Origin of the sequence: Pedobacter polaris (assembly GCF_005116505.1) — a bacterium.
Taxonomy (GTDB): domain Bacteria; phylum Bacteroidota; class Bacteroidia; order Sphingobacteriales; family Sphingobacteriaceae; genus Pedobacter; species Pedobacter polaris.
The window spans coordinates 1,207,506-1,222,599 of record NZ_SWBR01000001.1 but is presented as its reverse complement, the minus strand read 5'-3'; the positions used below and the strand labels follow the sequence as shown (position 1 = coordinate 1,222,599).

At 34.8% G+C, this 15,094-nt stretch carries 14 protein-coding genes; all 14 read right to left on the bottom strand.

Annotated features, from left to right (window positions below):
* Positions 1-19 precede the first annotated feature (19 nt).
* The 14 genes from FA048_RS05480 to FA048_RS05415 all read right to left on the bottom strand — a co-directional run bounded on the left by FA048_RS05480 (position 20) and on the right by FA048_RS05415 (position 14,907).
* Positions 20-1,138, bottom strand: a complete 1,119-nt coding sequence (locus FA048_RS05480; RefSeq protein ID WP_136839191.1) for an N-acetyl sugar amidotransferase — start codon at positions 1,136-1,138, stop codon at positions 20-22.
* 5 nt (positions 1,139-1,143) lie between these two features.
* On the bottom strand, positions 1,144-1,911 hold the full coding sequence (locus tag FA048_RS05475; RefSeq protein WP_136839190.1) for an AglZ/HisF2 family acetamidino modification protein: 768 nt from the start codon (positions 1,909-1,911) through the stop codon (positions 1,144-1,146).
* Positions 1,912-2,535, bottom strand: a complete 624-nt coding sequence (gene hisH / locus FA048_RS05470) for an imidazole glycerol phosphate synthase subunit HisH (RefSeq protein ID WP_136839189.1) — start codon at positions 2,533-2,535, stop codon at positions 1,912-1,914.
* Between the two features lie 27 nt (positions 2,536-2,562).
* The gene (gene wecB, locus FA048_RS05465) at positions 2,563-3,633 is read right to left on the bottom strand and encodes a non-hydrolyzing UDP-N-acetylglucosamine 2-epimerase (RefSeq protein WP_136839188.1); all 1,071 of its coding nucleotides are present in this window, start codon (positions 3,631-3,633) and stop codon (positions 2,563-2,565) included.
* A gap of 40 nt (positions 3,634-3,673) precedes the next feature.
* Positions 3,674-4,051, bottom strand: a complete 378-nt coding sequence (locus FA048_RS20060; protein ID WP_317130517.1) for an acyltransferase — start codon at positions 4,049-4,051, stop codon at positions 3,674-3,676.
* A 254-nt stretch (positions 4,052-4,305) separates the two neighbouring features.
* Positions 4,306-5,586 carry a lipopolysaccharide biosynthesis protein gene (locus tag FA048_RS05455; protein ID WP_136839186.1) on the bottom strand — a complete coding sequence of 427 codons (1,281 nt, stop codon included), beginning with the start codon at positions 5,584-5,586 and terminating at the stop codon, positions 4,306-4,308.
* Positions 5,587-5,595: 9 nt separating this feature from the next.
* Positions 5,596-6,639 carry a Gfo/Idh/MocA family protein gene (locus tag FA048_RS05450; protein WP_136839185.1) on the bottom strand — a complete coding sequence of 348 codons (1,044 nt, stop codon included), beginning with the start codon at positions 6,637-6,639 and terminating at the stop codon, positions 5,596-5,598.
* Entirely contained in the window at positions 6,639-7,220 is a 582-nt protein-coding gene (locus FA048_RS05445; protein WP_136839184.1) for an acyltransferase, read from the bottom strand. Before FA048_RS05445 ends, FA048_RS05450 begins: the two co-directional genes overlap by 1 nt.
* Positions 7,210-8,343 (bottom strand): DegT/DnrJ/EryC1/StrS family aminotransferase, encoded by a 1,134-nt coding sequence (locus FA048_RS05440; RefSeq protein WP_136839183.1) that lies wholly within the window; start codon positions 8,341-8,343, stop codon positions 7,210-7,212. Before FA048_RS05440 ends, FA048_RS05445 begins: the two co-directional genes overlap by 11 nt.
* Positions 8,344-8,346: 3 nt before the next feature.
* Positions 8,347-9,549 (bottom strand): L-2-hydroxyglutarate oxidase, encoded by a 1,203-nt coding sequence (gene lhgO, locus FA048_RS05435; RefSeq protein ID WP_205943421.1) that lies wholly within the window; start codon positions 9,547-9,549, stop codon positions 8,347-8,349.
* 5 nt (positions 9,550-9,554) lie between these two features.
* The gene (locus FA048_RS05430) at positions 9,555-10,829 is read right to left on the bottom strand and encodes a nucleotide sugar dehydrogenase (RefSeq protein WP_136839182.1); all 1,275 of its coding nucleotides are present in this window, start codon (positions 10,827-10,829) and stop codon (positions 9,555-9,557) included.
* Positions 10,826-13,183, bottom strand: coding sequence for a GumC family protein (locus FA048_RS05425; protein ID WP_136839181.1), 2,358 nt, complete (start codon positions 13,181-13,183; stop codon positions 10,826-10,828). Before FA048_RS05425 ends, FA048_RS05430 begins: the two co-directional genes overlap by 4 nt.
* Before the next feature lie 17 nt (positions 13,184-13,200).
* Entirely contained in the window at positions 13,201-14,007 is an 807-nt protein-coding gene (locus FA048_RS05420) for a polysaccharide biosynthesis/export family protein (RefSeq protein ID WP_136839180.1), read from the bottom strand.
* A gap of 156 nt (positions 14,008-14,163) precedes the next feature.
* The gene (locus tag FA048_RS05415) at positions 14,164-14,907 is read right to left on the bottom strand and encodes a tyrosine-protein phosphatase (RefSeq protein WP_136839179.1); all 744 of its coding nucleotides are present in this window, start codon (positions 14,905-14,907) and stop codon (positions 14,164-14,166) included.
* Between the last annotated feature and the right edge of the window lie 187 nt (positions 14,908-15,094).

Here is a 15,094-nt window from a genome sequence, read left to right as displayed (position 1 = left end):
TAATATTTTTATTGAGCGATTACTTTTTAAATGATCTATACATTTTCCTCAGAACGCGATATAGTAATGTTCTATAAATTCTACCATATGGAGCATAATCCCAATATGATTTTTTGGGCAAATTCATAATTTCATCTAATTGATCTTTCGTTAAATCAAATTTCTTTAAAACGTATGCGGTGTCTTCTTTTTGCAATTCTTCGGGATAGGTAGATTTTTTTAATTCTTCTAGCGCCTCTTCTCTTGTCATTTCTCCCGAGCATACTACACTTGATAAGTGAGACCTACGTTTATCATATCCAAATTTTGTGGGTAACCAATATCCCTGAAACCATCTAGTATAGATTGATTCGTAATGTTTTCCACCATAATACCTCCATCCAATTTCCTTTTCTAAAATTGGCATTGCGTCTTTTTTAGAAAAATCTATATAATCAAGTATATTAATAAATTTCTTACTATATGGAGGAAAAAGGAAGTGCATCAGATTTAAATGAGGAAAAGTTTTCAATTTAACCTTACCAAATTGTTTGTGAATATTCTTAATGTATCCCCAATCGAAGTGACCTTGTGACCATTCTGCTGGCAAGTGTGTTTCAGTTTTCACATTATAACCAGTAAGAATATGACCTACATTAATCATCTTAGCAGTTTTAAGCATCGAAACCACAATAGCATGGTCGCTAGGAATTTCAGAATCAGGTGTAGAAGCTTTCAAAAATGCAATTTGAAGATCTCTAAATTCATTCCAATCCAATACAATGGTATGCAAATCGATTTCTAATTTTCTACAAATATTTTCAACATTTTTAATGGCCAACTCAGAATCCCAGCCATTATCGAGGTGTACAGCTAATGGACGTAAGCCTAGCTGTTTAACTTTATATGCCACATATGTACTATCTACCCCACCGCTAACTCCTATTACGCAATCGTAGTCATTATTTTTATTTTGCTCTTTAATTTTAGCTACTATCTCTTCAAGCTTTTTTTCTCCCTCTTCACCTGAAACTACCTTTCTTTGAATTTGTAGATCATGTGTATGACAATGATTACACACTCCTTGTTCATCAAATACAATTGCAGGGTCTGAAGTATCCATCACACATCTTGTACATATTTCGTAAGCTCTTGCCATATTTGTTATTTTGTATTAAATAAAGTTAGTAATTCTTGATATTGCGGATAGGTAATCAATACCGCTCTATGAGGTCCATGAAACACAAAGAAAGCTCCTGCTGCTACCGCACTTGCACCTGCCTCTACGGCCTGTTTTATGTCTTTTAAGCTAGCTATTCCCCCTAGAGCTATTAAAGGTGCTGATATTTCTTTACTCGCTTGTTCGATTATTACTAAATCAGGCCCTAGTAATGTTCCATCTTTGTCAACAGCATTTAACAAAATCTCTCCTGCTCCAGCATCCACTGCATCTCTTATAAAGGTTAACCAATTTGATGAACTGTTTTGATGATTGGAAGATTTAAAAAGTTTAGGTCGTTGTAGCCAATCTTTTTTTACATCAACTGAAACAACAATTGCAGAGCTACCAAAACGATCAACTAAATCTCTTACTAATTGCAGATTTTCAAGAACTGCTGTTTGTAAACAAATTTTCTCTACACCTAATTTAAATATTTTATAGGCCTGATCAATGGTTCGAATGCCACCGCCATAGCATAGTGGCATAAAGCATTCGCCCGCAAATTGTTCAATTAAAGCATAGTTAGGTTCACGCTGCAATTTGCTTGCCTCAATATCCAGCACCATTAACTCATCAACTTCTTTTGTATTAAAAATCCTGATTGCATTAAGTGGGTCTCCAATATATTTAGGATTAGTAAATTTTGTAGTTTTTACAAGACCACCATGTTGGTTTAGTAATAATGCAGGAATTACTCTATGTTTAAGCATTTAAACCGATAAAAAATTTTTTAACAAATCCATTCCAAACCGATGACTTTTTTCGGGATGAAACTGGAAACCATAAATATTATCATTTTGAACTGCGGCAGTAACATCAGATCCGTGGTAAGCAGTTGCAATTACATGATCGCTATTTGCACAAACGGCATGATAAGAATGTACAAAATAATACCTTAACTCTTCTTCTTGCTGAGGAATTAACCCATCAGCTTTATTCACTTTTACAGCATTCCATCCCATATGGGGAACCTTTATGGGGTTTTGTTCATTAGAAACAAATCGCTCCAATTTCCCTGGAATCCAACTAAGTCCAGGTAATATGCCCTCTTCACTCTCATCGAAAAAGAATTGCATGCCCAAACAGATACCCAATATTGGCACCTTATCTTGAAGAACTAATTTATTTAACGCCTCAATCCACCCTCCATCTTTTAATTCTCGCATGCCAACATCGAAAGAACCTACTCCTGGCAGGATGATTTTCTTTGCATTTAATAATTCATCCGGTGTATTTGCTATGATCACTTCACCGCCGAGGCGATTAATCATATTCACAACTGACTTCGTATTACCAAGCGATAGATTTGGTATATATATTTTTGTTTCTTTCATTCTACACTACGCTGCAAAAGTAATCAATTATTTGTTAACCATAATTATTTCAAGTAATCTCTTACCAGTCTGCCCATCACCATATAGATTTAGCTTTTCATCAATTTCCAATCCTATCATTGATTTTAAGGCTGCAACAATATCTGCGGTGCCTGGTGCGGCTAATATATTTACTCCTGCATCTACCAACTCTACCCATTCGGTTTCGTCTCTGAGTGTAATACACGGTTTGCGGTGAAAGAAAGCTTCCTTTTGAACTCCGCCACTATCTGTCATTACTACTGAACATTTTTGCAATAGCCAGTGCATCTCTAAGAAGCCTACAGGGTCTATTATTTTAATGTTCTTATTTAATTGTAATGATGGCATTTTCTTAATTACGCCAGCAGTTCTTGGATGAACAGGTAAAATTATGGTGTGCTCTTTGGCTATTACATTTAATCCATCCAAAATGCGTGTTAATCTACTTAAATCATCCGTATTCTCTGCCCTATGGATAGTACATAAAATAAAACCTTCTGCTATTACTCCGATTGAGGAAGGTCGTTTTGCACTTTTACGATAATATAAAGTCGCGTCGTACATTACATCTCCAACTTGATGAACTTTAGCCGAATCTATGCCCTCAATGTTTAGATTGTGTACAGCAGTATCTGTTGGTGCAAATAATAAATTTGCAGCGTGATCGGTAAGCACCCGATTAATTTCTTCAGGCATACGTCTGTTATATGATCTTAATCCAGCTTCGACATGCGCAATTGGAATATGAAGTTTAACAGCCGCCAGTGTACCTGCTAAGGTAGAATCCGTATCGCCATATACTAAAACCCAATCTGGTTTTTCTCTTATCAATACTGCCTCGATTGCTTCAATCATGCGGCCGGTATTCTGCCCATGCGTTCCGCCACCAATTTTTAACTGATGATCAGGTTTACGAATGTTTAACTCCTCGAAAAATACATCCGACATATTTGCATCAAAATGTTGGCCAGTATGAATTAAGGTTTCACTCACACCTTCTGTTTCTTCAATTACTCTTGATACGACGGCAGCTTTTATAAATTGTGGGCGAGCGCCAATGATTGTGCAAATTTTCATATATAATAATACAATATTTTAGTGGTATAAAATGCTAATCTTACTCAAAAATTCTAAGCTTCTCTCGCTTAAATTTTTCAAACTCATGGTGTTGGATATAACCATTGTATTTGTAAGGGCTTTCATATCCTATACATTTATCTTTATCTAACAATTTAATAACTTTGGCTGGATTACCTGCAATTACACAATATCCATCAGGGAAAGACTTGGTGACCACTGAACCGGCGCCTACAATTGTAAAATCTCCCAATTCAACTTTAGGAAGAATAACACAGTTCATTCCTATCCAACAATATTTTCCAATCCTTACCGTACTTTCTTCGTGTTTAGATGTATCATAAAGATCATGATTACTACTTATAATACCCACATTCGCGGCGAGCTGAGTATAATCTCCAATAAATACTTTTCCCATTCCTTGAATATAGCATCCCGGCATCATCCCAGGAGATGTTTCAATTCCAGCAACCACATTCAGTGGGTATGTGATAATACTTGTAAAGTGTACTTGCCAGTATGCACCTCTATTAAATCCTAAAACCTTTTGAAAAAAAAGATATCTAAAGTTAATAGGAGTTTGGGTATTCCTCGTTTCATATATGCATCGAGTAAATGGGATAAACTTGATAATTCCCCAGTAAATTCCCTTGACTGTTTTTTTTATGAAGCTCATATCGTCGATTTTTGTTTTGAGAGCTGAAATGATCGCACTAAATAAATAAGATAAATTATTGAAAAATTAATGCTATAAAGTTTAACGGTAATAAATATATCTTTATAAATTACTGCCCCAATATATAGGACAAGTAAAGTGGTAGCCAGAATATAAATATGCCATATAAAATCTTCTTTTTGCCTATTAACGATGTAAAAAATAAAACTCAGAGGACTTGATATGAACTTAAAAAAAAACATTAAAAGTAAAATATTTAGAAATTTTCCAGCAGGGGCCCATTGATCCCCAAACAATAAAACAATTACATCATTACCAAAAAAATAGAGCAAAATAAAAGGAAATATCGAAATCATTAACATTTTCTTAAATGTACTCATATACGCTTTCCTACAACTTCCAGTCTCTCTATAATCTTTTGAAGCTCTTTCTTTAAAAACATCAAGAATGGCTCCAGCAAGCAGAGAAATAGGTATATTTAACAAAGTTAGAATAAACGAGAAGTAACCGGATTCTTTAGGATTAAAAGCCCACAAAAAAACAAATACAGGTAATTGAGCACATATAACATTCATCAATTCTGCAGGCAAAATATAGGTAGGAAATTTACTATATTTCTTACCTATTTCCTTAAACCTCATTCGTTTTTCAGCAGTTAACAATAATGTAGGCCTCAAGCTAAAACCTTTAATTCTCTGTCTCAAAAAAAGATTTGAAAAAAGATGACTTAACATTAGGCTCATAGCTAACCAGATAGCTTGTGGCCAAAAAAAGCCTAAAAAGAGTGCAAAAAAGCCGAATAAAAAGCTCCTTAAAATCTTATTAAGTGAGAGTACGGCAAACATTTTTTCTCTTACAAACCAATAATTTAATACTTGAAAAGACCCCAAAAGAAAGGTGGCTAAAGGGATAATCAAGAAAATCAATCGGCTTTTTAGTTCGATTCCAAATACCCAATTTAAAGAAGATAGTGGCGAAAAAATCATGACAAGACTTATTACTCCACAAACAAGAAGATTAATCCAATTGCACAATTGCATTAAGATAATTACCTCTGCATTATTATCTGGCATCATAATAGCGAGTTCGTATTTCCCCGTAGTTAAAATACTCAGAATAGTCACAGATGCAAGAAATCCTGCATATATACCATATTGCTCCGGACCGTATTGTTTTGCAATTAATGGGATAACTAGAAAAGATATAGCTTGCGCCATCGCTGTTCCGGTAAACAACTTTAGAATATTCTTATCATATTCTACCATTTTTAATCCCATCTGTTAATCTTACTCTCCACCGTGATATATTCTTTCAATGATATCTACAACCTTTAACCCCTCAAGTGCATTTGTAGTAATATTTCCTTGGCCATTAATTACATCAACAATATTTTCATAAATATAATGGTGGTTGGCTGCTGAGCCTTTATAGGGACCATAATCATTTGGAGGGTTACTTTCCTTTAGAACTGGCATATCATATCCTTTAATATGGCAATACTCTACTTCATTCATATATTGCCCTCCAACTTTTATAGAGCCATTTTCTGCAATAACCGTAATTGAGCTTTCTAAATTTTTATCCCAAATTGAAGTCGAATAATTTAAGCTACCCATCCCTCCATCTACGAAATCGAAATTTACAAATCCTGAATCTTCAAAATCAGTAGTATTGTTGTGGGTAAAATCGTTTAATCTCGCATTAATATTTTTAATATCACCAAAATACCAATACATCAAATCTATAAAGTGAGAAAATTGGGTAAATAACGTACCGCCATCTAAAGTCTTTGTACCGTGCCATGTACTTGGTTTACCGGTTTTAGGATCAGGTTTATAATAACGATCGTCACGATTCCAGTAACAATTTATCTGCACCATAAAAACCTTACCCAAAATACCTTGTTCCAAAATACCTTTTAACCATTCAGAAGGCGGTGAATATCTATTCTGCATCACACAGAAGACCTGCTTATGTTTATGAAGTGCTTTAAATATTACCCTTTCGCAACCTGCTTTTGTTAAAGCCATTGGCTTTTCTACTACTACGTGGCAGTTTCTATCTAAAGCTTTTAAAGCCTGCTCCTCATGAAAACCATTAGGGGTAGCAATTGAAACCACATCAAACTCTAAATTAGAACTAAGTAGCTCATCAACTGATGAAAATAAAGTAGCCTCAGTATATGCCTCTATGCCCAATTCAGATTTTGGCCTTGTATCGCATAACGCTACCAATTCACAATCTTCATTCCCTTGTATCATACTAGCATGTCTTTTACCAATATGACCGCAGCCAATTACCGCAAACCTTATTTTTTTATTACTTCCCATTATTTAATCCTTTTAACCGCATTACTTTCTAATTTATATTCTTGTTTACTCTCTGTGCAAACCGCAATTCCTTCTGCATTAAATTCTAAACGATGTCCATACTCACTTACCCAACCCAACTGTTTGGCTGGATTACCAACAACTAAGGCAAAGGCCGGTATTGTTTTCGTCACTACAGCTCCAGCTCCAATAAAAGCATATTCTCCGATATCATTGCCACAAACAATAGTCGCATTTGCACCAATGGAAGCGCCTTTACCCACATGCGTTTTTGCATATTGATCTTTACGATTGATCGCACTCCTAGGATTAATTACATTTGTGAATACCATTGATGGCCCTAGAAATACATCATCATCACAAATTACTCCTGTATAAATAGAAACATTATTTTGCACTTTTACATTTTTTCCTAATGTTACACCTGATGAAATTACTACATTTTGACCAATGTTACATTTTTCACCAATTTTACTGTTTGGCATAATATGAGAAAAATGCCAGATACTAGTATCCTCTCCGATGATACAACCTTCGTCAATCACGGCAGTTTCGTGTGCCTTATAATTTTTAGCTTCCATAAAACTCTTTAATCGCATTAATGATATAGTCTTGAACGCTTTCTTTCATTTCGGTATGGATAGGCAAAGATAGTACAGACTGGCACAAAGCAGTTGACACTATAAGATCGCCAATTACTCTGCTTATTCCTTTAAATGCTTCTTGTTCATTTAAAGGAACTGGGTAATAAATCATTGCTGGGATACCCTTGCTTTCTAAAAACTTTTTCAGTTCATCTCTCTTACCATCTTTCACTAACAAAGTATATTGGTGGAATACATGAGTCGATTGAGGATTTCTTACAGGTGTTTGGATGCCATCAAGGTCAGCTAATCCTTTATCGTAATAAGAAGCCGCCGATCCTCTTGCTGTCGAGTATTGATCAAGGTATTTAAGTTTAACACTTAATATACCAGCTTGTAAGGTATCTAACCTAGAGTTTACGCCAATGTATTTATGCACATATTTTTTTACCTGGCCATGGTTAGCCATCATTTGAATTTTGGCACCTAATTCATCATCATTCGTGCAAATAGCTCCTCCATCCCCATAACAACCTAAATTCTTAGATGGGAAAAATGATGTTGTACCAATATGACCAATAGTACCTGCTTTTACTTTCCTTCCATCTGCAAAAGTATATTCGGCGCCAATGGCTTGTGCATTATCTTCAATTACACATAAATTGTGTTCATCGGCTAAAGCCATAATTTCTTCCATGTTTGCGCTCTGCCCAAAAAGATGAACCGGAACCACTACTTTTGTTTTAGCTGTTATGGCGGTTTTAATAAGGTCTGCAGTGATGTTAAAGGTATTTGGATCAACATCAACCATTACCGGCACTAAACCAAGTAAAGCGATTACTTCTGTTGTGGCTACATAAGTAAATGAGGGCACAATTACCTCATCTCCCGGCGTAAGCTCTAAGGCCATTAAGGCAATTTGTAAAGCATCCGTTCCATTAGCGCACGGAATCAAATGTTTAACATTTAAATATTGCGCCAAGCTCATTTTAAACTCGCCTACCTGCGGTCCGTTGATAAATGCAGTAGTATCAATACAGTGTTGTATAGCCGCATCAACTTCATCTTTAATTTTCAAATATTGACCTTTTAGGTCTACCATTTGGATAGCGTCTTCCATATATTAATTTAGAATTTTTTCACTAATCAATTTCCCTATAGCTAATGATGATGTTGCTGCTGGAGAAGGGGCATTCCTCACATGAACGATATTTTCATGCTGCAAAATGTTAAAATCATCAATTAAATTTCCTTTTTTATCGCAGGCTTGTGCCCTAACCCCTGCTCCTCCTTCCATTAAATCATCTTGTTTAATCTCTGGAATTAGTTTTTGTAAAGAGCGTGTAAAAGCAGCTTTAGATAAAGATCGATATATTTCCCCCATTCCAGTCTGTCCATATTTTGCTACAATTTTCCAAAAGCCAGGCCAACTTAAAGTTTGCCCCATATCTTTTAGACTGAAATCAGTAAATTTATAGCCTTCTCTTTTAAAGGCCAAAACCGCATTTGGGCCAGCCTCAATGCCCCCACCAATCATCCTTGTAAAATGCACCCCTAAAAATGGAAATTCTGGATCTGGTACTGGATAAATTAAATGTTTAACCAAACTTTCTTTCTCAGGCTTTAACTTATAATATTCGCCTCTAAAGGGAATGATCCGAAGGTTATTATCGTCTTCTGTTAAAGAAGCAAGACGATCTGAAAATAGACCTCCACAACTTACTATTTTTTTTGTTAGATAAGCATTACCACTGGTCTCCAGTATTATTTCTCCAGTATTTTGGAGTATCTTCGTCACCTCTTCACCAAATATTGCTTCTCCACCTAACTCTCTATATAACTCCAATATCTTGAGTGACATTTTAGGGTAATCAATAATTCCGGTTTGAGGTACATAGATAGCTTCTAAGGCTGCACAATGAGGTTCAATTTCCCTACTTTCTGCTGCAGAAAGTTTTCTTAAACCTTCTAAGCCGTTTTCTATGCCTCTCTGATAAATGTTATGTAAGCCAACTAATTCTTTTTTCTCTGTGGCTACAATTATTTTACCACAAATATCATATGGAATTTCATGTTGCTCAGCAAATTGGATGATAGCTTGATAACCCGAAATACAGTTCTTTGCTTTTAAACTGTCCGGCTTATAATATATACCACTGTGTATGACCCCACTGTTATGACCAGATTGATGTTTAGAAACGCCATCTTCCTTATCTATTATTAAAACTTTAAAATTAGGTTTGGCTATTTTCAATTGATAGGCGGTAGCCAAGCCTACCAAGCCCGCTCCAATTACAATAACATCATATTTTTGAGTTGACATCATTTCTACTATAACCTTCCGTCAACAATATCTCTATCTATAAATGATTTTGTGTCGAAGATAACAGCTCCATTATCCTTGTAAGCCTGAAAGTCTATTGTCAAAAACTCATCATGAGCCACAGCGACTATGATCGCCCTGTAATCTGTACCATTTAATTGATTAATGATTGGCACATTGTATTCATGTTTCACATCAGCTGCATCCGCCCATGGATCATAAATATCTACATCTAAGCCAAATTGCAGTAATTCTTGATAAATGTCAATCACTCTTGTATTTCTAGTATCAGGGCAATTTTCTTTAAAGGTAAAACCTAAAATTAAAGCTTTAGAACCTTTTACCAAATGTCCTTTGCCAATCATCAATTTAATCACCTTGTTAGCTACAAACATCCCCATGTTGTCATTCACTCTTCTTCCAGATAAGATAACTTGCGGATGATAGCCCAGTGATTCTGCTTTATGGGCTAAATAATAAGGATCAACACCAATACAGTGGCCACCCACTAAACCTGGTTTATATTTTAGAAAGTTCCATTTAGTGCCGGCAGCTTCGATCACATCAGTAGTATCGATACCAATGCGATCAAAAATTAAAGCTAACTCGTTAACAAATGAAATGTTCACATCTCTTTGTGCATTTTCGATTGCTTTGGAAGCTTCAGCAACTTTTAAACTTGGTGCCTTATGTGTACCGGCAGTGATAATGCTTCCATATAATTGATCTACAACCTCTGCTATTTCTGGGGTTGAACCAGAAGTCACTTTTTTGATTTTGGTTAAAGTATTTACTTTATCACCTGGATTAATACGTTCAGGAGAATAACCACAATAAAAATCTTGATTATATTTTAATCCACTAAATTTTTCCAAAACAGGAACACAATCTTCTTCAGTACAGCCAGGGTAAACAGTAGACTCGTAAATAACAATGTCACCTTTTGATAAAACCTTACCCAGCATTTCTGAGGCTTTGAGCAAAGGTGTTAGATCTGGTGCCTTAAACTGATCAATAGGTGTAGGTACAGTTACAATAAATACATTGCAATTGGAAATTTCTTGAATTTTAGAACAAAACCTTAAGCCAATGTCATTATTAAATTTTACACTGCTTAATGTTTCTAGGTCTGCTTCTTGTGTACGATCTTCACCTTTAGATAACTCATCTATCCGATCCTGATTAATATCAAATCCGACTACCTCATATTTTTTTGCGAATTCAATGGCTAAAGGTAACCCTACATAACCTAGTCCGATAACTGCTATGGATTTTTTTTTCATTTTAATTTTACTAGCTTTTTAAACCAACCCTGTTCCTTTTCTTGTCCATAATTCCCATACCCATACCCATACCCATCATATTTACCAGAAATATCATTCACCACAATACCCATATTTTTCATTTTATTGGCTTGGTATAAATCCTCTACAATTTTGAGCTGATCTTTTTTAGTTACACCTTGTCTTACCAAATATAAAGTAACATCAGCATAATTTGCCAGCAGTTGGGCATCTGCAATGATACCAACTGGAGGTGCATCTAAAATAATGTAATCAAATTGTTTTTTCAACTCTTCCATTAAAGGGGCTGTATGTTCAGACATAATCGTTTCTGCCGGATTTGGAGGTAATGGTCCAGATGAAATGAAAAACATGTTTTTATTGATGGCTAATGGTTTAATGATGTCAGCAATTTTAATGTCTTCTCTAATGGTATAATTACTAAAACCTATATCATTAGCAATTCCTAATTTTACTGCTAAGCCTGGTTTACGTAGATCCATCTCCATTAACAGTACTTTTTTACCCGCTAAAGCTAAGATATTACCCAGGTTAATGGCTGTAAAAGATTTCCCTTCTCCACTCATGCTAGAGGTTAATAAGATTACTTTTTCATCTACGTTCTTTAGATAGAATGATAGATTTGTACGTAATGCCCTAAACTGTTCGGAAATTGCAGATCGACTTTGATTGGCTACAATCAAATTATCATCACTTAAATTATGACTAATCTCCCCTACAATAGGCACCCTAGTTAATCCACTAACGTCTTCCTTAACTTTTATAGATACATTTAAAACTTCTCTTAAGAAAATTAAACCACTAGGCAAAATTATGCCGGCTAGAAAGCCAAATAAGTAAATTACATTCTTTTTAGGACTAATCGGCACAACACTAGACTTTGGTGGATCTACAATTTTTGCTATAGCCATGTTTGCCGTTTTAGAAATGGCTGTCTCTTCCGCTTTTTGCATTAAGAAAATATACAATTCCTGCTTTATTTGCTGATTTCTAGCCAACTGTAAATAATTTTTTTCAACTGCTGGAACTGAATTTATTTGACCTTCTGCACTGCTCAATTGATTGCGTAACCTATTTCTAGTAACCATAACACTATTTTTAGCACTCTGGATATTACTTAGTATGCCTCTTCTTAAACCTATAATTTGCGTATCAATATTTTGTACAAATGGACTTTCCTCGGTAACTCCCAATAATAGCTTTTCACGCTCTAGGAGCAGCGCGTTATACTGGCTCATCATATTAGAAAAAACTAAATCTTGCGCAATTAATGACGATGGAAATACCCTTTTGTTATTAGCTTCATCTTTCAGATACTCTTCCAATTGATTTAAGATAGAAACTTGGGTCTCTGCAGCTGCCAATTCAGAAGTCAATTGCCCAGTAGTCTGCACCAATAGTTTTCCCTGCTCAGACATATCTGCAAGCTTAAATTTCTGCTTATAGTCTTCTACATTATTTTCTACACCACTTAACTCACCACTAATAACTGCTAATCGTTCCTTGATAAATTTACCAGTACTATCTGCAATGGCATTTTTATCGCTGATGTTAGCTTGGGTATATTTTTTGATGAGCACATTTAAGATGTCCTCACCTTTTTGTGGCACTGGATATTTTAAACCTAAATTGATAATAGAAACTTGCTTATTAACTGGTGCAACTGTGATATTAGCCATCAAAGAAGCAACTCGCGAGTCCAAACTATGTATATCTACTAAATATTCATTATTGCTAAAAGTGAAAATTGGATTTGATATCAATTTTATCTGCCCAATATTATTTAAGGTAAAAATCTCTCCTTCTAGCACTTCTTTTTCGATACCATTGGTAATCACCTTGAATTTGTTGGCACCAAACTTTTCAACCTTAAGCTGAATATCCTGTATAGTATCTAATCTCTTTACAATCTCTAAAATAAATGGTGGATTGTAGATTTCTCTTACTCCAATTTTACCTTTAGCATTGTATACAATATTAAGATTCATTTCTCGAACGACTTGCTCAACCAGAAAACGGCTTTTTAAAATTTCCACTTCATTTTCAACCGAATTATTGTTTCCCATCAAACCACCAAGATCCATTAATCCACTCACTTTACCTGCAGCAGATCCACCTTTGCCTTGATCAATAACTAGAAGTTTTGAATTTATTTGATAAATAGGGGCAGTATATCTAACATATAAAAAAGTCGCTAACAAGCAAATTGGAACACTAACAACAAACCATATCCATTTATCGATAAGTTTGGCTAAAATCTGTTTTAAATCAATACTAATTTCATCGTTATTTCTATTATCACTTGGAATATTGTTGTTGGAAGAATTAATCATGTAAGATATATATTGAATTACTTTAAAACAGAGACAGCTAGAATTAGTACCGAAAGTACTGAGGTAATGATACCAATAGTTTGCAATTGAGGTGCATTGTTGGCAGAAGCTTTTGCTTTATTAGGCTCTACATATACAACGTCATTTTGTTTCAAATAATAAAAAGGACTATTAAAAATTTCTGAAGAATTGAGGTTTAAACGGGCAAATTCTTTTTTGCCATCCTGGTCACGTACAATCAATACATTTTCACGTTTACCGTATATAGTTAAATCTCCTGCCAAACTTAAAGCGTCCAAAATGGTTACTTTTTCGTTCGGCAAGGTATAAGCCGATGGATTATTCACTTCACCCAAGACTGATACTTTAAAATTGGCAAAACGGAGCTGCACATTAGGATCCTTATAGTCTTTTGAGATAACCTTACGAACCAATTCTCTGGCTTCATATGTAGTTAAACCAGCCACTTTAATTTTACCCGCCAAAGCCAATTCAATTTCTCCATTTTTATCTACCAAGAAGGCATTTACTAATTGATTACCCCCAGAAGCTGTATTACTACCAAGCACAGGTGTAGAAGCAGATTGATTAACGACTGCACCACTAGTAGGACTTAAGGTAAAAATATTAATGCTTAAAATGTCATCCGGTTGTATTTTTGGTTCTACAAATGCGACAGCATTTTCAAGCTTAGCTCTGTCAACACCTTGTATATCCTGGAAATAAGCAATATTTTTATTACTTACACAAGAAGAAAACGTAGTAAGTGTTAAAATTAGAAAGGTAAAGAAAACGAAATTTCGTTGGGTATTTTTTTTATTCATAGTTGTTAGAGAGTTACATTAAGCTTCCTATTTATTGAGAGCAAAACGTCGTCAAATTTAAACATTTAATTGTAATTATTTAGCTATACTTAGATTTAGCATGTCAACTTCGACCAAAAGCAAAAATCAAGCCAAACACAATTAAATGAAACAATATTAAGCTAATGACTTTACAGCCATTAATTGTTTGTTTTTAAACTGAAACTGTCCTAATAACTCAAATAAACGTCCTGATTGCACTGCTTCCGTTAACGTTGCTAAATGTTTCTCATGGTGCAAATCTGTACCAGCGAAATCATACAAATTTTCTTTCAATAGTGCTTCAGCTAATAATTTCACTTCTTTACCATAATAACCCAAAATAGAGAGCAAGTTGAGTTGTAGCAAACAACCCTTTTCTTTGAATCTTTTTAAACGACTTTTGTCTTTAAAATAAAAGGTATATCGTTCTGGGTGAGCTAAAATAGGCTGTACACCTTTGATCTGGATATCGAATAAGGTCTGGCTAATATTTGGACTTTCATTGAGGTAAGACATTTCTACCAACAAATATTTGCCTTCAATGGTACATAGGTCATCATCTTTCCCAAAATCTTGATCCAGCATATACTCGGCAGCCGCACCTAACGTTAATTGTACCCCGTCCTTGTCCATTGCCTTTTGCAGCTGTTGTTGGGCCGTAGCAATAGTTTCTTTGGTATTTGGATACAAATCTTTATAAATGTGTGGTGTACATATTAATTTATTAAAACCTAAGTTTTCGAGGGCTTTCACAAACTGCAAGCCGGAAGCCACATCTTGGGCGCCGTCATCAATGGCAGGCAAGATATGAGAATGCATATCTACACTTAACCAAGAGATATCGGTAACCTTATTCTTCTTGTTAAAAAAGTTTAACATAATTTACTAGAGGATTTTGAGCAATAATTTATTCTAATCTATCTTAAAAGTACTGAAAGTTAAGGACTTATTTTTTAAACCCCAACAATTGAACAAAAAAATAACATTAAAATAATAACGCTAAGGTACTGTTAATCAATTATGTTTGCAATAATAGTCTATTAACCCTAAGTTAAAGTAGATTAAC